The organism is Phytohabitans maris (assembly GCF_031085175.1).
GTDB classification, from domain to species: domain Bacteria; phylum Actinomycetota; class Actinomycetes; order Mycobacteriales; family Micromonosporaceae; genus Phytohabitans; species Phytohabitans maris.
The window spans coordinates 1-22,172 of sequence record NZ_JAVHUY010000024.1 but is presented as its reverse complement, the minus strand read 5'-3'; the positions used below and the strand labels follow the sequence as shown (position 1 = coordinate 22,172).

22 protein-coding genes are annotated in these 22,172 nt (G+C 72.7%); 8 read left to right on the top strand and 14 right to left on the bottom strand.

Annotated features, from left to right (window positions below):
• Positions 1–68: 68 nt before the first annotated feature.
• Positions 69–569, top strand: coding sequence for a transcription elongation factor GreA (gene greA, locus RB614_RS24490; RefSeq protein ID WP_308714960.1), 501 nt, complete (start codon positions 69–71; stop codon positions 567–569).
• On the opposite strand, the gene ilvA is transcribed toward greA, so the two are convergent.
• The 4 genes from ilvA to RB614_RS24470 are packed head-to-tail and all read right to left on the bottom strand — an operon-like array spanning position 566 to position 5,051.
• Positions 566–1,783 carry a threonine ammonia-lyase gene (gene ilvA, locus RB614_RS24485; protein ID WP_308714959.1) on the bottom strand — a complete coding sequence of 406 codons (1,218 nt, stop codon included), beginning with the start codon at positions 1,781–1,783 and terminating at the stop codon, positions 566–568. The genes greA and ilvA overlap by 4 nt on opposite strands.
• Before the next feature lie 50 nt (positions 1,784–1,833).
• A complete protein-coding gene (locus RB614_RS24480) occupies positions 1,834–3,303 on the bottom strand; it encodes an amidase (protein ID WP_308714958.1) in 1,470 nt (489 codons plus the stop codon).
• Between the two features lie 29 nt (positions 3,304–3,332).
• Positions 3,333–4,472, bottom strand: coding sequence for a cystathionine gamma-synthase (locus tag RB614_RS24475; protein WP_308714957.1), 1,140 nt, complete (start codon positions 4,470–4,472; stop codon positions 3,333–3,335).
• A 48-nt stretch (positions 4,473–4,520) separates the two neighbouring features.
• Entirely contained in the window at positions 4,521–5,051 is a 531-nt protein-coding gene (locus tag RB614_RS24470) for a M48 metallopeptidase family protein (RefSeq protein ID WP_308714956.1), read from the bottom strand.
• A 461-nt stretch (positions 5,052–5,512) separates the two neighbouring features.
• On the opposite strand from RB614_RS24470, the gene RB614_RS24465 reads away from it, so the two are divergent.
• From RB614_RS24465 to RB614_RS24455, 3 genes are all read left to right on the top strand, one after another.
• Positions 5,513–5,677, top strand: coding sequence for a DUF5679 domain-containing protein (locus RB614_RS24465; protein WP_173057968.1), 165 nt, complete (start codon positions 5,513–5,515; stop codon positions 5,675–5,677).
• Positions 5,678–6,047: 370 nt separating this feature from the next.
• A complete protein-coding gene (locus RB614_RS24460) occupies positions 6,048–7,139 on the top strand; it encodes a hypothetical protein (protein WP_308714955.1) in 1,092 nt (363 codons plus the stop codon).
• Between the two features lie 4 nt (positions 7,140–7,143).
• A complete protein-coding gene (locus tag RB614_RS24455) occupies positions 7,144–8,463 on the top strand; it encodes an ABC1 kinase family protein (RefSeq protein ID WP_308714954.1) in 1,320 nt (439 codons plus the stop codon).
• 874 nt (positions 8,464–9,337) lie between these two features.
• On the opposite strand, the gene RB614_RS24450 is transcribed toward RB614_RS24455, so the two are convergent.
• From RB614_RS24450 to RB614_RS24440, 3 genes are all read right to left on the bottom strand, one after another.
• Entirely contained in the window at positions 9,338–9,703 is a 366-nt protein-coding gene (locus tag RB614_RS24450; protein WP_308714953.1) for a WhiB family transcriptional regulator, read from the bottom strand.
• A 132-nt stretch (positions 9,704–9,835) separates the two neighbouring features.
• The gene (locus RB614_RS24445) at positions 9,836–10,207 is read right to left on the bottom strand and encodes a hypothetical protein (RefSeq protein ID WP_308714952.1); all 372 of its coding nucleotides are present in this window, start codon (positions 10,205–10,207) and stop codon (positions 9,836–9,838) included.
• Between the two features lie 43 nt (positions 10,208–10,250).
• Positions 10,251–12,416, bottom strand: a complete 2,166-nt coding sequence (locus RB614_RS24440) for an ATP-dependent DNA helicase UvrD2 (RefSeq protein WP_308714951.1) — start codon at positions 12,414–12,416, stop codon at positions 10,251–10,253.
• 110 nt (positions 12,417–12,526) lie between these two features.
• On the opposite strand from RB614_RS24440, the gene RB614_RS24435 reads away from it, so the two are divergent.
• The 3 genes from RB614_RS24435 (at position 12,527) to RB614_RS24425 (ending at position 14,065) form a co-directional block, all read left to right on the top strand.
• The gene (locus RB614_RS24435) at positions 12,527–12,769 is read left to right on the top strand and encodes a mycoredoxin (RefSeq protein ID WP_308714950.1); all 243 of its coding nucleotides are present in this window, start codon (positions 12,527–12,529) and stop codon (positions 12,767–12,769) included.
• Between the two features lie 116 nt (positions 12,770–12,885).
• Positions 12,886–13,857: a helix-turn-helix domain-containing protein gene (locus RB614_RS24430; protein WP_428983100.1), complete on the top strand. Its 972-nt coding sequence runs from the start codon at positions 12,886–12,888 to the stop codon at positions 13,855–13,857.
• Between the two features lie 10 nt (positions 13,858–13,867).
• Complete coding sequence (locus RB614_RS24425; RefSeq protein WP_308714948.1) at positions 13,868–14,065, top strand: DUF397 domain-containing protein; 198 nt, start codon at positions 13,868–13,870, stop codon at positions 14,063–14,065.
• 311 nt (positions 14,066–14,376) lie between these two features.
• On the opposite strand, the gene nudC is transcribed toward RB614_RS24425, so the two are convergent.
• From nudC to RB614_RS24410, 3 genes are read right to left on the bottom strand one after another with little or no spacing between them, the layout of a single operon-like run.
• Complete coding sequence (nudC, locus tag RB614_RS24420; RefSeq protein WP_308715044.1) at positions 14,377–15,303, bottom strand: NAD(+) diphosphatase; 927 nt, start codon at positions 15,301–15,303, stop codon at positions 14,377–14,379.
• Between the two features lie 56 nt (positions 15,304–15,359).
• Positions 15,360–16,667, bottom strand: a complete 1,308-nt coding sequence (locus tag RB614_RS24415) for a M16 family metallopeptidase (protein ID WP_308714947.1) — start codon at positions 16,665–16,667, stop codon at positions 15,360–15,362.
• Positions 16,664–17,962 carry a M16 family metallopeptidase gene (locus tag RB614_RS24410; RefSeq protein WP_308715043.1) on the bottom strand — a complete coding sequence of 433 codons (1,299 nt, stop codon included), beginning with the start codon at positions 17,960–17,962 and terminating at the stop codon, positions 16,664–16,666. Before RB614_RS24410 ends, RB614_RS24415 begins: the two co-directional genes overlap by 4 nt.
• Before the next feature lie 83 nt (positions 17,963–18,045).
• Here RB614_RS24410 and RB614_RS24405 point away from each other — a divergent pair, with 83 nt between their 5' ends.
• On the top strand, positions 18,046–18,870 hold the full coding sequence (locus tag RB614_RS24405) for an MOSC domain-containing protein (protein ID WP_308714946.1): 825 nt from the start codon (positions 18,046–18,048) through the stop codon (positions 18,868–18,870).
• A gap of 71 nt (positions 18,871–18,941) precedes the next feature.
• Here RB614_RS24405 and RB614_RS24400 read toward each other — a convergent pair whose 3' ends face one another.
• The 4 genes from RB614_RS24400 to RB614_RS24385 form a co-directional block, all read right to left on the bottom strand.
• Positions 18,942–19,793 (bottom strand): hypothetical protein, encoded by an 852-nt coding sequence (locus tag RB614_RS24400; protein ID WP_308714945.1) that lies wholly within the window; start codon positions 19,791–19,793, stop codon positions 18,942–18,944.
• A gap of 25 nt (positions 19,794–19,818) precedes the next feature.
• A complete protein-coding gene (locus RB614_RS24395) occupies positions 19,819–20,022 on the bottom strand; it encodes a hypothetical protein (RefSeq protein ID WP_308714944.1) in 204 nt (67 codons plus the stop codon).
• A 186-nt stretch (positions 20,023–20,208) separates the two neighbouring features.
• Entirely contained in the window at positions 20,209–21,495 is a 1,287-nt protein-coding gene (locus tag RB614_RS24390) for an MFS transporter (RefSeq protein ID WP_308714943.1), read from the bottom strand.
• The gene (locus RB614_RS24385) at positions 21,492–22,079 is read right to left on the bottom strand and encodes a helix-turn-helix domain-containing protein (RefSeq protein WP_308714942.1); all 588 of its coding nucleotides are present in this window, start codon (positions 22,077–22,079) and stop codon (positions 21,492–21,494) included. Before RB614_RS24385 ends, RB614_RS24390 begins: the two co-directional genes overlap by 4 nt.
• Positions 22,080–22,172: the final 93 nt, after the last annotated feature.

The following is a 22,172-nucleotide window of genomic DNA, read 5'->3' as shown; positions in this document are numbered from 1 at the left end:
GGTGTCGCGCGCTGGTAAGTTGGTAGTTCTACCTTGTTCGCCCATTAGCCCTACGGAGGAGATCGTCTGTGTCCAGCACCGACCGCGAGGCGCCTGCCACCTGGCTGTCTCAGGACGCGTACGACCGCCTGCAGGCCGAGCTCAACGAGCTGATCGCGGCCCGTCCGGCGATGGCTGCCGAGATCAATGCTCGGCGGGAAGAGGGCGACCTGCGCGAAAACGGGGGCTATCATGCCGCCCGCGAAGAGCAGGGCAAAGCCGAGATGCGTATCCGCCAACTCCAGGAGTTGCTGCGCACCGCGCAGGTGGGTGATGCGCCAAAGGCTGACAAGGTGGCACCCGGCACCGTCGTCACGATCCACTTCGACGACGACACCGACGACACCGAGACGTTCCTCCTCGGCTCGCGGGAGATCTCCGCGACCACCGACCTGACCGTCTACAGTCCCGAGTCCGCGCTCGGCCAGGCGATCCTGGGCGCCGGCACCGGCCAGACGGTCACCTACACCGCGCCCAGCGGCGCGGACATCAAGGTCACGGTGGTCAAGTTCGCGCCGTACGGCGGCTAGCTCACCGGAAAGCGCACGGTGTAGCCCCGGGCCCGCAGCGCGCCGATCAGCTTCTCGGAGTGCTCCGGGCCGCGGGTCTCCACGGAGAGCGCGACCTCCACCTCGCCCAGCCGCAGCCGCGGGTTGTGGCGGGTGTGCAGCACGTCCACCACGTTGGCCCGCTGCTCGGCGATCTGGGCCAGCAGCGCGGCCAGCTCACCGGGCTGGTCGCCGCAGCGCACGGTGAACCGCAGGAAGCGGCCGGCCGCCGCGAGGCCGTGCTCGATCAGCCGCAGGAGCAGCAGCGGGTCGATGTTGCCGCCGGAGAGCACCGCGACCACCGGCGGCTCGGCCTTGACCGCACCGGACATCAGCGCCGCCACGCCCACCGCGCCGGCCGGCTCGACCACCTGCTTGCCGCGCTCCAGCAGCATCAGCAGCGCCCGCGAGATGTCTTCGTCGGTCACCGTCACCACGCCGTCGACGAGCTTGCTGACGTGCGCGAACGTGACGTCGCCCGGGCAGCCCACCGCGATGCCGTCGGCGATCGTCGACAGGTGTGGCAGCCGCACCGGGGCACCGGCTTCGAGCGAGGGCGGGTACGCAGCGGCGCCCGCCGCCTGTACGCCGATGACGCGTACGTCCGGCTTGAGCGCCTTGGCCGCGACCGCCATGCCGGAGAGCAGGCCGCCGCCGCCCAGCCCGGTCACGATCGTGCCCACGTCCGGGCACTGCTCCAGGATCTCCAGGGCCACCGTGCCCTGCCCCGCGATCACGTCGACGTGGTCGAACGGGTGGATCAGCACCGCGCCGGTCCGCTCGGCGAACTCGCGGGCCGCCACCAGCGCGTCGTCCACCGTGCTCCCGGCGAACTCGATGTGCGCGCCGTACCCCTTGGTCGCCGAGACCTTCGGGATCGGCGCGCCCACCGGCATGAACACGGTCGACTTGGCGCCGAGCAGCCCGGCGGCGAGCGCCACACCCTGCGCGTGGTTGCCGGCGCTCGCGGCGACCACCCCGCGGGCCCGCTCCCGCGGTGAGAGGCGGGCGATCCGCACGTACGCGCCGCGGACCTTGTACGACCCGGCGCGCTGGAGGTTTTCGCACTTGAGCCACACCGGCCCGCCGAGCGCCGCGGAGAGCGGGCGGGAGGGCTCCAGCGGCGTGGCCCGTACGACGTCGCCGAGCAGCGCGCGGGCCGCCTGCACGTCCTCCAGCGTCAGAAGCTCAGTCACGAGTCGATCGTCGCACTATCCACCGCGCGCCCCACGCGGGGCTCTGCCCGCTACGCCTCGGCACCGGGCGCCGGCACGATCCGGGCAGACCGCTCCGCGCCCGGCCCCGGACTGGTCCCGCTCCGGGGCCAGGTGGGGGCGTGCCGCTGCCACGGCGCCGCCATCTCGAACTGCCCCGCCACGGCCAGCAGCAGCAGCTCGGAGCCGGGCGGCCCGACCAGCTGTACGCCCACGGGCAGCCCGTCCGGCCGCAGCCCCACGGGTACGACCAGGGCGGGCAGGCCGGCGAGGTTCCACGGTGCGGCGTACGGCGCGTACCGGATGTTGGCGGCCATGTTCGCCCGCCAGGAGCGGCCGGACCAGCCCTCGGCCTTCGGCGGTGCGGCCGCCAGCGCGGGCGTGAGCATGAGGTCGGCGCCGTGGTCGGTGAAGAAGTCGATCGAGCGCTCGCGCCAGGCCGCGCGGTCCGCCTCCCGGACGTACCCGCGGCGCAGTGCCCAGGCCCCCAGGCTGGCGTGCCGGCGCGTGCGCGGCTGCAGCGCGGCCCGGTCCAGGCCGGCGCTCTCGACGTCGCGGCACGCGGCGGCGAACCAGGTCGCGAGCCCGCGCATGCCCAGCGAGGGCGGGTACACCGGCTCGGCCGAGACGGCGTCGTGCCCGGCGGCGACCAGCAGCCGGGAGGCGGTGGCGACGGCGTCCCGGTTGGGCTTGTCCAGGCGGACCCCGAGCACCGGCGAACGGAGCGAGACGGCGACCTTGAGGCGCTGCGGCTCGACGAGCTTGTCCGGCCGCCGCCCGGCGAGCACCGCCAGCCCGACCGCCGCGTCGGCCACGGTGGTGGCGAGGATGCCGTGCTCGGCCATGCCGTACCAGTCGTCGGCGCCGATCCCGGCCGGCACCACGCCCCGGCCCGGCTTGATCCCGACCAGGCCGCAGCAGGCCGCCGGGATGCGGATCGAGCCGAACCCGTCGTTGGCGTGCGCGAATGGCACGAGGCCCGCGGCGACCGCGGCCGCCGCGCCGCCCGAGGAGCCACCGGGGGTACGGTCGGTGCGCCATGGGTTGCGCGTGGTGCCCGTCTGGTCGTCGGTCGTGCCCCACAGCCCCAGCTCGGGCATGCGGGTCACGCCGAGCACCACCGCGCCGGCGCCGCGCAGCCGGCGGACCACCTCGTGGTCGTCTTCGGCGACCGGCCCGCGGGCGGCGGCCGAGCCGTTCCAGCCCGGGACGCCGGCCACGGCGGTGTTCTCCTTCACCGCGACCGGCACACCGGCCAGCGGCAGGTTGGCCAGGTCTTCCTGCTCGTCGACCTTTTCCGCCTCGACGATCGCCTCGCCGCCGCGGACCACCCGGAACGCGGTCAGCACCGGATCGCCGGACGCGATGTGGTCGAGGTGGTCGGCGACGACCTGCGTCGCGGACGTGTCACCGCGGCGTACGGCGCGGGCGATCTGCTTGGCCGTCGCACCGACCCACGTCTCTTGCACAGCCCCTCCCCTGGGTGCGCCGTGTCGCCGCATCGCGTGGCCGCGCCGCGGCGACCGGAAACTCAGCCGAGTGCCTGCTCCAGATCGGCGAGCAGATCGTCGGCGGTCTCGATGCCGACAGACAGTCGCACGAGATCCGCGGGTACTTCAAGCGGCGAGCCGGCAGCACTCGCGTGTGTCATCCGCCCGGGGTGCTCGATCAGTGACTCGACTCCGCCGAGTGACTCGGCGAGCACGAAGAGGCGCGCCCGGTTGCAGATCTCCACGGCGCTCTCCTCGCCGCCCGCGGCCGAGAAGGAGACCATCCCGCCGAACCGCCGCATCTGCTTCGCCGCGGTCTCGTGGCCGGGGTGCTCGGGCAGCCCGGGGTAGTAGACCCGCTTGACCTTGGGGTGGCTGTGCAGGTACGCGGCGATCCGCTCGGCGTTGTCGCAGTGCCGGTCCATCCGGACGCCCAGCGTGCGCACCCCGCGCAGGGTCAGCCAGGCGTCGAACGGGCCGTTGACCGCGCCCATCGCGTTCTGGTGGTACGCGAGCTCGTCGCCGAGCCCCGGGTCGGCCACGACCAGCGCCCCACCCACCACGTCGGAGTGGCCGCCGACGTACTTGGTGGTCGAGTGGACCACCACGTCGGCGCCGAGGCCGATCGGCTGCTGCAGGTACGGCGAGGCGAACGTGTTGTCGACGACCAGCCGGGCGCCGTGCTCGCGGGCCAGGCCGGCGAGGGCGGCGATGTCGGCGACGTTGAGCAGCGGGTTGGTGGGCGTCTCCACCCAGATGACCTTGGTGCGGTCGGTGATCGCGGCCCGTACCGCGTCGACGTCGGAGATCCGGGCCGCGGTCCAGCTCAGCCCCCAGCGCTCGGCCACCTTGGCAACCAGCCGGAACGTGCCGCCGTACGCGTCGTCGGGGATGACCACGTGGTCGCCGGGGCGGCACACGGTGCGCAGGAGCGTGTCCTCCGCCGCCAGCCCCGAGGCGAACGCCAGGCCCCGCCGGCCGCCCTCCAGCGCCGCCAGGCACTCCTGGAGCGCGTCGCGGGTGGGGTTGCCCGAACGGGCGTACTCGTACCCCTGGCGGGGTGCCCCGACCGCGTCCTGCGCGTAGGTGCTGGTCTGGAAGATCGGCGGCACCACCGCGCCGGTCCGTCCCTCCGGCTCCTGGCCGGCGTGGATGGCGAGCGTCTCGAACCCGTACGTCATTGTGCCGAGGCTAGTCCCCCGCGGGCCACGCGCGTGCCCGCGGCGCGCCTACTCGGCGAGGACCACCCCGGTGGCGGCCGCGATGCCCTCCAGATAGCCGCGGGCCCGCTCGGACTTCGGGTAGCGCCCCACGAGCTCCCAGAACCGGGCGTTGTGGCTCGGCACGACCAGGTGGGCCAGCTCGTGCAGCAGCACGTAGTCGATCACCCAGTCGGGCATCTCCTGGATGCGGTGCGAGATCCGGATCGTCCGGTCGGCCGGGGTGCAGGAGCCCCACCGGCCGCTCTGGTTGGTCACCCAGCGGACGCTCGCCGGGACCACGATCCGGGCGTGCTCGCTCAGGTATCGGGCGATCAGCCGCTGCGCCCGCACCAGGAGCTCCTCGTCGGAGCGGCTCACCCGCTCCTCGCGGGCGGCCAGGCGGGCGAGCATCTTGTCGACCCACTCGGTCTCTTCGGCCCGGGAGAACTGGTCGGGGATGAGCACGACCACGCGCTCGCCGTCGCGGTACGCGGACACCGTGCGACGCCGACGCTGGCTGCGCCGTACCTCGACGACCGGCTTGCGCGCCCCAGCCACTAGCGGACCGCGCAGCCCCGCGGAACGTTCACGATGGCACGCTAATCCGTACCAGCCAGGTTGCCGCAAGAGCCAAGCGTGAGGTAGGCGCCGGAAAGATTCCTTATTCGCCTCGTTCGTCCGGAAAATTTCTTCGATGGACCGCGCCGAGAGGCCAAGGTCACTACCGTAAGTGATCTTTTACGAGGGAGGCCCAGGGTCACTCTGCACCGGTTCCTCCGGCGTGTCCCGGCGAAACTGACTTATCCGGTAGATTCCGGCATGCACACTCACGTCGTCGGCTTCCTCACAATGTCGACGCGTCGTTGACATGGAACCGCCCAGACCTGGGTAGGGTCCGGCGGGACCAGCGACTACACCGTGGTTCGCGGAGTTGGGTCCAGGGCCGGTGCCTTCGGGCGCAGGCTTGGGGGGACGTGCCGGAAGCTCAAACCCGGCAGAAGAGTACGAGGAGGGGCACTGTGGCCACAAAGACACAGACCTACAACGGGTACTGCGTGAAGTGCAAGGAAAAGCGGGACTTCGAGGGCACCGTCGAGGTGTCCAAGACCGGCATGAACATGGCGAAGGGCAAGTGCCCCGTCTGCGGCACGACGGTCAACCGGATCCTGGGCAAGGCCAAGTAAAGATCAAACAAACGTGGTACTGCGGAGAGGGGGGGGGGGGGGGGGGCCCCCCCCCCCCCCCCCCCCCCCCGGGGGGGGCCCCCCCCGGGGGGGCCCCCCACCAACCCGGCGCCCGCCAAAGAAAACACAAACCAACCGTGGACCGGGGGCGGGGGGGGGCCGCCCGCCCCCCCCTCTCCGCATCCAGTGACCGGTAGCGATGCCACCGTGTCGTGACACGAACACGAAAAGTCATGTCGGCAGGCCGACAGCAGCCTGCCCGGAACTGTGGATAACTCGCTTACGCCTGTGGATAACCCAGTGCACGGCGATTTTGGCCTGTGGACAACGAACGACGGGCCGCGAAGATACGGTGACAGCCTGTCATGCCATGACAGCCCTCCCGCGCCCCACGCTCCTGCCCGGACTTCACCGCCTGTGGCGAGACCGGCACACGCTGCAGCTCGGCCTCGACCCGGCCCGCGCGGTCGTGCTGGAGGTCGCCAACCCGAGCGCCGTCCGCCTGCTCGACCTGATCGACGGCACTCGTCCCGAGCGGGCGATCCTCGACCAGGCCGACCGGATCGGGGTGAGCCGGGCCGACGCCCGCCTCCTGCTCGACACGCTCCGGGCCGCCGGGCTCGTGGTCGGCGCGCAGACCCTCCTGCCGGCGAGCCTGCCCGAGCCGGTACGCCGCCGGCTCACCGCCGAGGCCGCCGCGCTCGCCCTGCGCGGTACCGACAAACCGGGCACCCCCGCCCAGATCCTGCGCCGGCGGGCCGCGGCCAGCGTCGTGGTGACCGGGCGGAGCCGCCTGGCAGCGCCGCTCGCGGTCGCGCTGGCCCAGTCCGGGGTCGGACACGTCCAGCCCGACCTGGCGGGCGTGGTGGACCCGCTGGACGCCGTCGGCGGACCCCTGCTCCCCGGCGACGTACGCCGCGAGCGCACCGAGGCCGTCGCGGAGGCCATCACGCGCGCCGCCCCAGGCACCGAGACCCGCCCGATCCAGCGCGGCCGGGCCTCGCTGGTGGTCCAGGCCGGCACGGACCGTCCGGCGGCCCTCCTGGCGGCCAGCTACGGCCAGCGGCGCCTCGCCCACCTCGCGGTCGGGGTACGCGACGGTGTGGCCGTCGTGGGCCCGCTCGTCCCGCCCGGCGGGGCACCCTGCCTCAACTGCCTGGAGCTGCACCGGCGCGACCGCGACCCGGCCTGGCCCGCGCTCGCCGCCCAGCTCGCCAGCGAGGCCCGCCCGGAGCCGTGCAGCGCGCCCACCCTGCTCGCCGGGACGGCGTACGCGGCCAGCGAGGCCCTGCTCTACCTCGACGGCGAGCAGCCCGACACGGTCGGCGGGGCGATCGAGATCAGCGCGCCGGGCCGCACCCGCCGTCGCGCCTGGCCGCCCCACCCCTCGTGCGGCTGCGCCCGCCGCAGCCGCCAGCGTGCATTTACGCCCGTCACTTCGTCCGAGCGTCGGTCACAATGATCCGGTGACCGATATCCCGCGCCGGGCCGCCACCCGCACCGCCAGGCTTGCCGCGCTCCCGCTCGGCTTCGCCGGCCGCACCGTCCTCGGGCTCGGAAAGCGGGTCACCGGACTGGCCTCGGAGGTGATCTCTCCGGAGATCCAGCAGCGCACCGCAGAGCAGCTCTTCAGCGTATTAGGGCAGCTCAAGGGCGGTGCGATGAAGCTCGGGCAGGCGCTGTCGGTCTTCGAGGCGGCGCTCCCGGCCGACCTCGCCGGCCCGTACCGCCAGGCCCTCACCCGGCTCCAGGAGGCCGCGCCACCCCTGCCCGCCGCGAGCGTGCACAAGGTGCTGGCCGCCCAGCTCGGCCCGGACTGGCGCGAGCTGTTCGCGGAGTTCGACGACGCGCCGGCGGCGGCCGCGAGCATCGGCCAGGTACACCGGGCGGTGTGGCGAGACGGTGAGCGTCCGGTCGCGGTCAAGGTCCAGTACCCGGGCGCCGGCGAGGCCCTGATCGCCGACCTCAAGCAGCTGTCCCGGCTGGCCGGCATGTTTCGGATCATCCAGCCGGGCATCGACGTCAAGCCGCTGCTGGTCGAGCTCCGCGCCCGGGTCACCGAGGAGCTCGACTACGAGCTGGAGGCGGAGGCGCAGCAAGCGTTCGCCGAGGCGTACGCGGGCGACGACGAGATCTTCGTGCCCCCGGTCGTGGCCGCCGCGCCGCGCGTGCTGGTCACCGAGTGGATCGACGGCACGCCGCTCTCGAAGATCATCAACGACGGCACCCAGGAGGAGCGTGACGCCGCCGGCCGGCTCATGGCGATCCTGCACTTCTCCGCGCCCGAGCGCGCCGGCCTGCTGCACGCCGACCCGCACCCGGGCAACTTCCGCATCCTGCCCGACGGCCGCCTCGGCGTGATCGACTTCGGCGCGGTCGCCCGCCTCCCGGAAGGCCACCCCGAGCCCATCGGCCGCCTGGTCCGCCTGGCCCTGGCCGACGACGCCGACGCGGTGCTGGAGGGCCTGCGCGACGAGGGCTTCGTCAAGCCCGACGACGACATCGACGCCCGCGCCGTACTCGACTTCCTGCTGCCGATGCTCGCGCCGCTGGTCGAGGAGGAGTTCCAGTTCAACCGCGCCTGGCTGCGCACCGAGGCCACCCGGCTGGGCAGCCCCAAGAGCCCGGCGTACCAGCTCAGCCGCCACCTCAACCTGCCGCCGTCGTACCTGCTGATCCACCGCGTGACGCTCGGCTCGATCGGCGTGCTCTGCCAGCTCGAGGCGAAGGCGCCGTATCGCTCCATCGTGGAGAGCTGGCTCCCCGGCTTCGCCCCCGCCGAGTGACGGGCACCCTTGATGATCAAATCCAAGACGATAATCCGAGCTACCGCGACGTCCGTCGTGGTCCAGACCGCTGCTCCCGCAGCCTCACCCTCCGCGTCCACAAGATCAAAACCGCAAGACCCCTGGGGTCCTTCCCGAAGGCTGGGAGGACAAACAGATCGTGGTACCTAACGGCCCCTCCGGGGGCACTTGCGTACCACGATCTATTTCCGCGACATGATGTCGATCACCTGGCACCATCCGATCGGCCCGATCCCGGGCCGTATAGCGGCACCACCGGCATCCGCCCCGGGCCCGAAAATCTCAAGTGCGGTGATCGTTCGCCCAGAATCAGCGTGATACGCCGGCGAGGACGCGGATTTCGGGTTAACGATCATCGGCGCTTATCCACAAAGGCCTTTCGCCACGTCTTCGCTCCGGCCTTGGCCCATGGGCGCCTCGTGCCGAGGCGCTTGGCGACACACCGGCCCACCCCCGGTGGTCGGAGGTCGCCCGCCATGCGCGGCCGCTGGCCGCGGGGGTTGGGTTTGTGGACCGCGGAGGGTGAGGCCGCGGGAGCGACGGTCCGGACCACAACGGACATCGCGGTAGCTCAAATCCTGTAGGAAAGCAGAGCGGGTAATGCGCGCCGCTAGGGGCCCGGCGTCGCCGGGCCCCTGCGGCCTAGGTAGCGGTCTAGAGAAGGCCCATCTCGCGGGCCGCCTGGCGGCGGGCCTGCATCGCTATGTGACGGGCGGATCGGGTCGCCTCAGAGCTCGTGGTGGTGCCGGCCTGAGGCCGGCGCATTCGGGCCCTCGACAACGCTTCGTGGATTAGGTGATGCATGGCGGTCGCTCCATCTCGGGAAGTCGTGCGTACGTTGATCGGGTTCATGTCAGGCCGCCAGCCGGACGGCGTTGCGCGACTCGGCGAGCCCGTTGGCCGCCATCCGCGCCTCCACCTCGACCCGCAGGGCAGCGTCACGCGCGACGTCCTCCTTGCGCGGACGGCCACGGGGCCGCTTGCGCGGAACGACCGCGCCACGCTCGAAGATCTCGCCGCCCCAGACGCCCCAGGGCTCGGCCCGCTCGACCGCGCCGGCCAGGCACTCGACGCGGAGCGGGCAGTCCCCGCACAGCGACTTGGCCAGTTCCAGCTCGGTCGGGGAGTCCGCGAACCACAGGTCGGGGTCGAACTTCCGGCAGGGCAGGTTTGCCTCCAGGTCGACTCGCTCGTCGACCGGGGCCAACGCCAGACTCATCACCCGGTCACCTCTCTCTCGCTCGTTGCTCTCTGCTTGTGGCGGAAACGCCTGTGCTTGTGGCGAAAATGACTGAGGCCGCGGATCCCGGTTACGGGTTCCGCGGCCTCGAGGTGAGCCGGAGGTCTGTTTTCAGACCGGCCTTCCTCGAGGTGGAACACCGCGAACGTCCTGCCGCTTCTTGGCCGGAACGCCCTTAACCGCGAGCCCACTGGTCCCGTAGCCGCCGCCGTTGGTCCACGCCTCGGTCCGGACCAGGGAATCGACCTGGGTCTGGACCTGGTGCACCTGCGTCAGCTGCGGCACGTCGGCAGCGGCCAGCCCCATGCGCAGGGCGGCAGCCGACACCGGAGCGGAGGCAGCAGGCAGCGCCGACGGTCGCTCGATCGCGTAGAAGATCTTCACCGGGGCCACCTCCTGTCTCTCTCGTCGCCAGATCTGGTCTCGGTGCTTCTCGCCCACTCCGGCGAGCAGCATGGATGCCGCGCGCGCGAGGTGTGCCATGAGGCTATGCCTGCCCCCGGGGCGACCGCAAACGGTTTTACGGCTAGTTGACGGAACTTTTTTCCGGAGGCTCCTCCGGTACAAGATCATCGACGCTCGCACCCCTGACCAGGGCGAGCACGGCATCGCCATAGAGGCTCAGCTTTCGCGGGCCGATGCCGGCGATGGCCACGAGATCCTCCGGCCCGGTCGGCTGGCGCTCGGCGAGCGCGACGAGCGTGGCGTCGGTGAAGACCACGTACGCCGGGACCTTTTGCGCGCCGGCGACGCGGACCCGCCACTCGCTCAGCCGGGCGAAGAGGTCCTCGTCCAGTGTGGACGGGCAGGTGGCGCAGCGGCCCAGCTTGCGGTCGGCGCCGGCGAGCAGGGTCGCGCCGCAGACCCGGCAGGAGACCACCTGCGCGCGGCGGCGCTCGGGCCGGCGGCTCAGTGCCGCGGTGCCGCCGCGCTCGCCGCCGCCCCGCTCGAACTGCGGCAGGAACCGGCACGGCCGCCGGGGCCGGCCGCCGGGCGCGCGGGACTGGGCGTACGAGAGCCAGAGCCACTGCCGCGCCCGGGTCACCCCGACGTAGAGCAGCCGCCGCTCCTCCTCCAGCGCCTCGGGCGTCTTCGCGTACGTGGTCGGGAGCGTGCCGTCGGAGAGCCCCACCACGAAGACCGCGTCCCACTCCAGGCCCTTGGCCGAGTGGAGTGAGGCGAGCGTCACGCCCTCGACGGTGGGGGCGTGCTGCGCCGCCGCCCGCCGCTGAAGCTCGGCCACGAAATCGGCGAGCGAGGGGGGCCGCTCCACCGTGGCCGCCTCGCCGATCGGCAGGAGGGCCGGCGTACCCGCGTACTCCTCGGCGAGCGTGACCAGCGCGGCGAGCGCCTCCCAGCGCTCGCGCGCGGCGCCACCGGGCGGGGGCTGGTCGCGCTGCCAGCCGGTGGCCGCGAGCGCCTCGACGACGGCCGGCACCAGTGGCGCGCCGGCGGGCGTGGACCGGGTGGCCGAGCGCAGCGCCAGTACCGCCTGCCGCACCTCGGCCCGCTCGAAGAACCGCTCGGCGCCCTGCACCACGTACGGCACCTCGGCCTCGGCCAGCGCCTCCTCGTACGCCTCGGACTGCGCGTTGGTCCGAAACAGCACGGCGATCTCCCGCGCCGGTGTGCCCGCGGCGATCAACTGCCGGCAGCGCGCGGCCACCCCGGCCGCCTCGGCCGGCTCGTCCGGAAAGATCCGCAGGTCGGGCTCGGGGCCGGGCGGGCGCTGCCCCACGAGCTCCAGCCGCAGCCGCGCCTCGGCGCCCCGGGCCTGGCGGATGACCGCGTTGGCGAGGCCGACCACCTGCGGCGTCGAGCGGTAGTCGCGGACCAGGCGGACCACGACCGCGTTGCGGCGCTGGCGGGGAAAGTCGATCAGGTAGCCGGAGGTGGCGCCGGTGAACGAGTAGATGGTCTGGCTGGCGTCGCCGACCACGGTCAGGTCGTCGCGGCCGCCCAGCCAGGCGTCGAGCAGGCGCTGCTGCAGCGGGTTGACGTCCTGGTACTCGTCGACGACGAAGTGCCGGTACTGTGCCCGCACCTGCTCGGCGACGTCGGGGTGCTCCTCGATCCCCCACACCGCCGCGCGCAGCAGGTCTTCGAAGTCGACCACGCCGTTGGCGCGCTTCACGTGCTCGTAGGCGGCGAAGACCTCGGCCACCTTGGCCGGCTCGTACGGCGGCTCGCGGGTGGCCTTGGCGGCGGCCACCGGGTACTCAGCCGGCTCGACGAGTGACGACTTGGCCCACTCGATCTCGCTGGCCAGGTCGCGCGCGGCGGTGCGGTCGGCCCGCACACCGGCCCGGGAGGCGGCGAGCGTGACCAGCCGCGCCTTGCTCTCCAGGAGCTCGGGCATCGCCCGGCCGCCGAGCAGCCGGGGCGCGAAGTAGCGCATCAGGCGCAGCGCGGCCGAGTGGAACGTGCGCGCCTGCACCCCGGTGGCGCCGAGCACCGCGAGCCGGGCCCGCATCTCGGCCGCCGCCCGCGACGTGAACGTGACCGCCAGCACGTGCCGCCCGACGATCTCCCCGGTCAGCGCCCGGTATGCGATCCGGTGGGTGATGGCCCGGGTCTTGCCGGTGCCCGCGCCGGCGAGGACGCAGACCGGCCCGGCCGGTGCGGTCACGGCCGCGCACTGCTCCGGGTCGAGCCCGGACAGCACCCGGTCGGCTGGCGTGTTTCCCCCCACGGCTAGGAATCATGGCACCCACCACCGACGTTGGCGGGTGTGGAGCGCGCAACGGCGCGCCCGCCCCCCGCCGCGCGCCGGCGCGATCCCCCATACGGAAGGACCGACAAATGCTCACGATGTACTCGACGAGCTGGTGTGGTTACTGCTACCGACTCAAGTCTCAGCTCGATCGGGAAAGCATCGGATATGAGATCGTCGACATCGAGCAAGATCCGGTCGCTGCGGAGTACGTGATGAGCGTAAACGAGGGCAACCAAACGGTTCCCACGGTCCGCTTTCCGGACGGATCGGCGCTGACAAATCCTTCGATCATCGAGGTCAAAGCCCGGCTCGCGGCAATCTCAGGCTAACCAAACCTTTTGCGGAACACGCCCACGGTCGAGAACATGATCGGGTCACAATCAGTTCATACTGTGTCGTCCCGAATGACCGAGGGAGGGTTGGGGTGCCTCCTGCGCCGAGTCCGATGGTGCGACGTCGGCGGCTGGGGACCGAGCTACGCCGCCTGCGCGAGGTCGCCGGCCTGACCGGTGACCAGGTAATCGCGCGGGTGGGCTGGGCTTCGGCCTCAAAGCTCTCCCGGCTGGAAAACGGCCGCAGCCGCCCAGACCTCAGCGACGTTCTCGACCTGCTCGACCTGTACGAGGTCAGCGGCGCCACCCGCGAAGAGCTGATCGGCATCACCCGGGACGCGGGCAACACCCGCGGGTGGCTGCGTTCCTACCCGGTGATGACCCCACGCCAGCGCGGCTACGCGGAGCTGGAAGCGGGCTGCGCCGAGATCTTCGAGTACGGCCCGGTGATCCTCCCGGGCCTGCTACAGACGCCCGGGTACACGCGGGTGCGGCTGCTCTCCTCGCGCGAGGTGATCGCACCCGAGGACGCGGAAGATCCGGAAACCGAGGTCGCCGCCCGGGTGGCGCGGCAGTCGACGGTCACCCGGGACGCGGAGCCGCCCCGGTACGAGGCCGTGCTCGAAGAGGCCGCGCTCGGCCCCCGGGGCGGTCCGGCGCCGGTGATGGCCGGCCAGCTGCGCCACCTGGCCCGCCTGGCCGAGCTGCCCAACGTGACACTGTGGGTGCTGCCGTCGTCGGCCAAGGTCGCCGACTGGTACCTGCCGGAGACCGCGTTCTCCATCTACCGGTTCGCCGATCCCGACGACCCCGACGCGGTCGCGGTCGAGGCGCTGGCAGCCGACCTCATCCTGACCGACGACGACATGCTCGCCCGGTACGGGCGGGTCTTCGACTGGCTCCGGCAGGCAGCGCGCCCGCCGGCCGAGTCCCTCAGGTGGATCACCGAGGCTGCCGCCGCTCTCGGCCCACACGCCGGCGACGACGCGGATTCGCCGCCGGCACCCCTGACGCCCCCGGTTCAGCGCAGGCGCCGCCCACAGCAGCGTCCCTCGCAGCGGCCAAGCCCGCCGCCCGACCGATAGGAGTCGCGTCATGAGTGCAGGTCACCGGATCAGCTGGCGGACCAGCTCGCGCAGCCAGAACACCAACTGCGTGGAGATCAGTGAGATGGGGACGGCGGTCGCCATGCGGGATAGCAAAGATCGGGAAGGGCCAGTTCTGATCTTCGCGCGGGAACGGTGGATCGACTTCGTAGCGAGTGCCAAGGCGGGCGAGTTCGATTTGAACTGAGAATCTCTTGCCCGATCCTGGGAATTCCGCGAACATGGGATGGAACTTCCACGCATGGATTTTCATGTGGATGGGCACCAAGCCAGGACGACCGTTGTGACCGGCTCCGGCTCCCCCGCCGCGAACCTTGCCTCTGCCGGCACGACGGCCTCGGTCTCGGTCCGTGGTCTTCGCGGCAACGGTGGTCGCGGACCGAGATGGCGTTTCGGGCTGGGGTCTGTCTCCCGGATCTGGATCGGAGCGAGGCGAGCGGGTCTCGGAGAGACGAGGCGAGCGGTCTCGATGGAGCGACGCGGTCCGGGAGGCAGGCCCTAGGCCGGCGGTCTGGTGAGCCAGCGGTTGACCAGGAAAAGCGCGATCGACGAGGCCGGCGGCAGGCCGACCCGCGCGCCGTCGCCAGCGTCGACCACCTCGCCGGCCAGCACTGCGGCGATCTCCTCGCGGGAAAACCAGCGCGCGTGCGCGATCTCCGTGGGATCGACCCGCACCGGCTGGGCCGGGTCGGCCAGCGCGGTGAAGCCCAGCATCAGCGAGCCGGGAAAGGGCCAGGCCTGGCTGCCCGCGTACTCGACCGCCTGGACCTCGACACCGACCTCCTCGGCGACCTCGCGGATCACCGCGGCCTCGGCCGACTCGCCGGGCTCGACGTACCCGGCCAGGCAGGAGAAGCGCCGCACCTCGCGCCCGCTGCCCCAGGCCGCGTTGTTGCCGAGCAGGCACCGGCCGGAGGAGCCGGGGACGCCGTCGTGCACGAGCACGATCATGGCGGGATCGGTCCGCGGCCACATCTGCGCGCCGGCCTCGTCCACCCGGGTCCAGCCACCCTCGGCCGCCGTCGTGGGCAGCCCGGTCGAGGAGGAGAACTGGTGACCCGCGTGCCACTGCGCCAGGGCCGCGGCGGCCGTGAAGAGTCCGGCGTCCCGGTCGCTGAGCAGGTGGCCGACCGCGCGCAGGTCGAGGGCGCGGGCGCCGGTGCCGTCCGGCAGCGGCGCGTCGACCGCGAAGACCGGCGTGCCGTCCGGCTCGACGCCCAGAAACATCCGCCGGTCGGCGTCGACCTCGGGCGCCTCCTTGGCGTCCAGCAGCACCAGGGCGCCGGCTTCGTCGACGAGCGCCCGGCCGCCGGTGACCGTGTCCACCACGAGTACCCGCGACCGCGCCCACGCCGCGGCGAGCCAGTCCGGGTCGCGGCGGTGGTGGGCGGCGCGGTCCAGAGTGGAGCGTGCCAGCGGCGGCAGGCTGCGGGGCTCCTGGGGAAACGTGGAGCGAAGCGGAGCGTTTTCTTGGGGTGCTTTCACGCTCTCTCGACCGCCGTCAGGGCGAGCAGCGAAGCCTCCACCCGCTCGGCGTCGCCCAGCACGACGGTGGCGGCCTTGGCCGGTGCCAGGTATTCGGCGCCCGCGGCGGCCACCTCGTCGAGCGTCGTGCCGGCCAGCCTCGCCGCGTACCCCGGCAGGTAGTCCAGCCGCAGCCCGAAACCGGCGTACGTGCTGGCCAGCGTCGCCAGCCCGGCCTGGGTGGACATGCCGAGCTGGAGGGTGCCGAGCGCGTACTGCCGGGCCTGCTCCAGCTCCTCCTGCTTCGGCGGCACCGAGGCGAGCCGCCCCAGCTCGTAGTACGTCTCCAGGAGCGCCGGGCCGGTCACCTCGGTCGCCACCTCGGCCGCGGCCACGAACGAGGAGCCGGCCTCGTTGTGCTCGATGACCGAGTGCGGCCCGTACGTGTACCCCTTGTCCTCGCGGATGTTTTCCACCCAGCGAGACGAGAAGTAGCCGCCGAAGAGCAGGTTGGCCAGCTGGAGCGCGGCGTGGTCGGGGTGGGTGCGGTCGACCGCCGGCAATGCCAGCCGCAGCGACGACTGCACCGAACCGGGCCGGTCGACGAGCGTGAGCGGCCCGGGCTCGATCGGCGGCGTGTGCGGCAGGTCGACCTGCTTCCCCCCGCCGTTCCAGGTGCCGAGCACGCGCTCGGCCGTATCCAGCGCCTTGTCCGGCGTGAGGTCGCCGACCAGCACCAGCGTGGCGCCGGCGGGGTGGAGCCGCTCGGCGTGCAGCGCCCGCAGCTGGGCCGGCCGGACCGCCCGCACCTGGGACACCTCGGGCGTCTGCACCGCGTACGGGTGCCGGCCGTAGATCCGCTTGAGCAGCGCGACCCGGGCGAGGTGGGAGGGCTGGCTCTGCGCCACCTGGATCCGGTCGGCCAGCCGGTCGCGCTCGGTGGCGACCTCGTCGGCCGGGTACGCCGCGCCGCTGAGCACCTCACCGAGCAGCTCCAGGATCCGGTCGAGGCCGGTGACCAGGCCGTTGCCGGAGACCATAAGCCGGTCCGGGTCGACGCCGGCGCTCAGCCCGCCACCGACCTTCTGCAGCTCGGCCGCGATATCCACAGTGGACATCTCGGTGGTGCCGGAGAAGAGCGTCTGGGACAGCAGCGCGGCCCGGGCCAGGTGGGTGCGGGCGAACGGCACGCGCAGGCGCACCTCGACCAGCGGCACGGCCGGCCGGCGGATCGCGATCACGGTGAGGCCGTTGGGCAGCGTGCGCTCGGCCTCCTTGGGCAGCTTCAGCTTGCGCGTGGGGCCGAGGTCGGGCAGCGCCTTCACTGGTTTCCTCCCGCTCCTCCGGCGACGACCTCGACGGTCGCCCGGCGCTGTGGCACGAGCGCCGCGGCGGCCTGCCGGATCTGCTCCTCGGTGACCTCGCCGACCAGCCGGGGCAGGTCGTTGAGCAGCTCGGGGGTGCCGCGCTGCTGCTCCAGGACGGCCATCCGCAGGGCCCGCCCGAGGGCCGCGTCGGTGTCGCGCAGCAGGTGTGTGGCCATCCTCGCCTGGGTGCGGGCCAGCTCGCCCTCGGCCAGCCCGTCGGTGGCCAGCCGGTCGAGCTCCTCGTCGACCGTACGCAGCACCTTGTCGACGTCACCGCCGGGTGGCAGGTGGGCCTGGAGCAGGAACGCGGTGGGGTCGCGCACCTCCCACGGCTCGCCCATGAAGCCCAGGTAGCCGCCGACGGTGGTCACCGTGCGGTCGCGCAGCACCAGCCGCTCGACCAGCCGGGATGCCTCGCCGTCGGTGAGCACCTCGGCCAGCACCACGTACGGCACGTAGGCGGCGAAGTCGGCGATCGGGTCGGGCACCCGCCAGGCGGTCGCCACGGCGGGCAGCGGGGCCAGCGGATCCGTGTACGCCTCGCGCCGCTCTGCCGTCAGGTCGGGCTCGGCGAAGCTCGGCCGCTCCGGCGCCGGGCGGGCCGGCACGTCGCCGAAGTGCCGCTCGACCATCTCCACCGTCTCGGCGAGGTCGAGGTCACCGGCGACCGCCAGGACCGCGTTGCCATTCGCGTAGTAGCGCTGGAAGAACTCGGCGGCGTCGGCGACGGTCGCGCTCTCCAGGTCGTCGAAGGACCCGTACCCGTCGTGGGCGTTGGGGAACGTGTCGAACATGACCGGCGGCAGCTTCAGCCACGGAAAGCCACCGTACGGCCGGTTGAGCACGTTGACCCGGATCTCCTCCTTGACCACGTCGACCTGGTTGCGCAGGTTTTCCTCGGTCAGCCGCGGACCGCGCATCCGGTCGGCCTCGAGGAAGAGCGCCCGCTCCAGCGCGTTGGCCGGGAGGGTCTCGTAGTAGTCCGTGTAGTCCAGGTGGGTGGAGCCGTTGAACGTGCCGCCCGAGCCCTGGACGTGCCGGAAGTGCGCCAGCTTTTCCAGGTTTTCCGAGCCCTGGAACATGAGGTGCTCGAAGAGGTGGGCAAACCCCGTACGCCCCTCGGGCTCGGAGCGGATACCCACGTCGTACACCACCGCGACGCCGATCACCGGTGCGCTGCGGTCCGGTGCCAGCACCACCCGGAGGCCGTTGTCGAGCGTGCGCCGCTCCACCGGGTACTTCGTCGCTGGAATTCTGGGTCTGCGCGCCACACGGCGACACTAGCGCGTCGCCAGCCGGGGCGGTCGTGAAGCCTCCCGGCGTGAGACTCTGAGGTGTGCGCGTCGTCGGCATCAGCCTCTACCCGGTGAAGTCCACGCGCGCCGTCGCGGTGGACCGCGCCCGGGTCGAGTGGTGGGGGCTGGCCGGCGACCGGCGGTGGGCCGTGGTGGCGCCGGACGGCGAGCCGATCACCGCGCGGCGGTGCCGGGCACTCTTCACGGTCGCCGCGTCCACCACACCCGACGGCGGCCTGCTGCTCACCGCGCCCGGCGCGCCGAGTCTCGCGGTGCCACCGCCGGAGCCGGCACACACCGTACCCGTGCGGTTTTGGAACCTGGACCGTGCGGCGGCGGGCGGCGACGCGGCCGACGCGTGGCTGACCACGACGCTCGGCCGGCCGGCCCGCCTGGTGTGGCTGGCCGACACGACGGCGCGCGCCGTGCCGACGGAGGTCGGCGGCGAGCCGGGCGACGTCTTCCATCTCGGCGACACCGCCCCGCTCCACCTGGTCTCGCTCGGCTCGCTGCGCAAGCTCGACGACTGGATCGCGGAGACCGCCGTCGAGCGCGGCGAGGAGCTGCCCGAGCCGCTGGACCCGGGGCGCTTCCGGGCCAACGTGGTGGTGGAGGGCGCGGTCGCGTTCGCGGAGGACGGCTGGAAGCGGCTGCGGCTCGGCCCGGTCGACTTTCGGGTGGCCGGCCCGTGCGGGCGGTGCGTGATGACGACGATCGATCCGGAGAGCCGCACGAGCGGCAAGGAGCCGATCCGCACGCTGGCCCGCCACCGCAGGTGGGACGGGTGGGCCTGGTTCGGCATCCAGCTCGTGCCGGAGACGCTCGGCGAGATCGCGGTCGGCGACCCGGTCGAGCCGCTCCCCTAGGCCCTGTGATCAAAGCTCCCGCCAAGTCGTTCTAACGACGTGAAGGGAGCCTTGATCACGGATCCTGACGATCAGGTGGGGCGGACGGAGTCGAAGACCTCGTCGACCACGTAGTCGAACTGGCGGTGGGTGCCGGGGATCGACACGTACAGCACGGCGGCCGTCGGCTTGCCCACGTCGATGACCGCGACACCGGCCAGCTCGTCCTTGGCCTGCAATCCGGGGCGGCTGAAGTGCAGCCGGAAGATCGTCAGCCAGGCCGGCCGGCCGCCCAGCGTGGTGCGCTCGTCGCGGTGCAGGTCCATGGTCGTGGGCTGCGGGTAGTACTCCGCGCGCACATCGGCGGCGACCTGCCGACCCACGCACTCCAGGTTGATCGCGAAGGCGTCGTTGTCCGCCGCGGGCACGGCCGCGGACAGGATCGAGGCATGGTACGTGCCGCCGGAGTAGGTCTCGGTGATGAAGTGCTGCCCCACCTTGTACGGCACTTCGAGTGTCCCCGCGCTCCACACCGTGCCCCACGGCTCCCAGGGTGCGCCGTACGCCGCGTAGGAGATGCCGGCCTCCTCGTCGACCGTACGCGCCCCGCTCGGCGGCGGGCCGGGGTCGACCGGCGCCGGCTCGGTGAAGCCGGTCGGTGCCGGGCAGGCCCGGGCGAGCGGCGGCCGCACGTCGGAGGGGCCGGCCGGCTTGTCGCCGAACGGGTCGACGCCGCCCGACGCCGTGAAGGCGAGCACCAGCACCAAGCCGATCACCAGCATGCCGCCGGCCACACCAGCGAACCACAGGAGCCGGCGCCGCTCCCGGCCCCGGTCGCCCGGCGGCGCGGGCGGCGGTGGGTCGGCCGGCGGGGGCAGCACGGGCGCGCCGATCCTGGTCACCGTGCCCGCACCCCATGGCTGCGGGTCAGTGTTGGCAGGCATGCCTCCCAGTGAACACCACCCGGGCTCAGCGCGCTTCGACAGCCACGCTCCCGGTGCCCGGGCCGGCTCGCTGCGGAGAGTGCATCTCGACGACCGCGCCGCCCCCGGCGTCAGCGGGCGTCGCATACCAGGGTGCGAATGCCGCCAACACGGCGAGTAACAGGCCGACCAGGGCGAGCACCAGCACGACGAGGATCTCGCGCAGCGCCCCCGCTCCCGCTTCGGTCATGACCACCCTCTTCCCATGAACCCCTTCGGCCCGAACCGCGTCGGCGCCAGCGCCCCGATTTCCGCGCCGCCGAACAGCGGCCCGGAGCCGGGGCCCAAGAGGGTCCACTTCCCCTACAGGACAGGATCGACCAAGCGGCGTCTCGATACAGTCGCCCATTGGACGCAAATAAGTGAACTCCCGGTTTTAACGGAGCGTGCTCGAAGCGACGAGGGCCCGCGGAGCGCCTCGACCGAGCCGATCGGCACGTACGGTAACGACGACGGCACCGGCGATGGCCAGGGCGGCGGCCAGCCAGCCGTACGCGTAGCCGGCCGCGGCGGCCAGCCGGGAGATCGCGAGCGCTCCCACAAAGCCGCCCAACTGGAGCGCGAGCGAGGCGATCGACACGAGCGTGGCCCGCTCCCGCTCGCTCACCCGCTCGTGCAGCGCCTCGGTGGCGAGCGGGCCGGAGGGGCCGGACAGCACGTACGCCCCGAGGTAGGCGACCGCCGCGAGGCCGAAGCCACCGATACCCGCCGCCGACAGCACCAGCGCGCCGAACGCCACAGTGGACAGTCCAGTGCAGACGGCCGCGACGGAGAGCGGCGCCGGGCCGATCCGGCACAGTGCCGGCGCCGAGGCGGCTCCGGCGGCGGTGCCGAGGAAGGCACCCGCGGCCAGCAGCCCGTAGGCGGCGGCGCCCCGCTCGGCGCCACCCAGCAGCTCGGCGAACTGGAGCGGGGCGAGCGTCTCCAGCGTGTTGATCGCCAGCCCGAAGGCGGCCACCCGGAGGACGAGCAGCCTGATGACCGGGTCGCCCGCCGCTAGTCGTACCCCCTGGGTGATCTGGGTGGGGACGGCCTGGAGGGCCGCGCGGAGGTCGACCGCCGCGGGCCTGCGGGGCTCTTTCATCAGCGCGGCGTGCGCGACCAGGCTCACGGCCGCGACCCCGGCGGAGGCCAGCGCCGGAACGGAGATCGGGGTGATCAGGCCGCCACCGAGGCCGCGGAAGAGCTGCGGGAGCGCGCCGCCGAGGATCGCCGCGCCGCCCAGCCCCACGCACTCGACCGCCCAACCCCAGGAGATGCCGCGGCGGAGCGGTGCGGCGGGGTCGGCGGCGCGGACGGTGTCGACGTACCAGGCTTCGACCGGGCCGGAGCCGAGTGCGCGGCCGAGCGCGGAGGTCACCGCCGCCGCGGCGAAGTGCCACCACACCTGCGCGAACGCGGCGACCAGCGGGGTCGCGACGAGGAAGACCGAGGCGATCAGCATCGTGCGCCGCCGCCCCATCTGGTCGGCCAGGCCGCCGGTGGGCAGCTCGAGCAGGACGACCAGGCCGGAGTAGAGGGCCATGAGGAGGCCGATGGTGGGCAGGTCGATGCCGCGAGCGGCGTACAGCAGGATCTGCACCGGGAGGATCAGCCCGGTCGCGGACCAGCGCAGCCCGGTCAGGACGAGGTAGCGGCGCTCGGCCTGACCGGCGGTGATCACAACGGCACCCCTTCGAACGCGAGCAGCTGCTGGAAGATCGCCACGTGGCGGACCGGCTCGTCCGGCTCGGCGGGGGGCGGCGCGGTGATGTAGCGATCGACGACGGCCATGAGGTCGCGGTCGAGCGCGGCGAGCTGCGACGGGGTGAGGCGCACCATGTTGTCGTAGAGGCCGCCGGTGGCGTGCCAGCGCGGGTCGAAGCGCTCCTCACCGGCGAACCAGCGCTGGAAGAGCTCGATCGCCCGCAACAGCTGGCGGCGCTCCAGCGCGTCGCTGATCTGGCGCCACTCCGGGTCGTCCGACACCTCGTTTCGCCGCCACGACGTGATCATCTGGGTGGCCCGCCAGCGCTTGTCGCGCCGGTTGGGCTGGTCGGGGTCTTCCTCCACGAAGCCGTAGCGGGCGAGCTGGCGCAGGTGGTAGCTGGTCGAGCCGCTCGACTCGTCGAGCCTCCGGCCGAGCTGGGACGCGGTGGCCGGCCCCTCGTAGCGCAGCAGCCCGAGGATCCGCGAGCGGATGGGGTGGGCGACGGCGCGAAGCGTCTCGGTGTCGTGAATGTTCGGCTCGTAGTACGGCTTCACCATGCCCTCACCGTACGACCACAAAGAGTTTTTTGCAAAGTTCTCTTTGCGATCTTACTGCGGCCTTGCGGCCGGCGGGCGGGCGGCGGGCGGCGG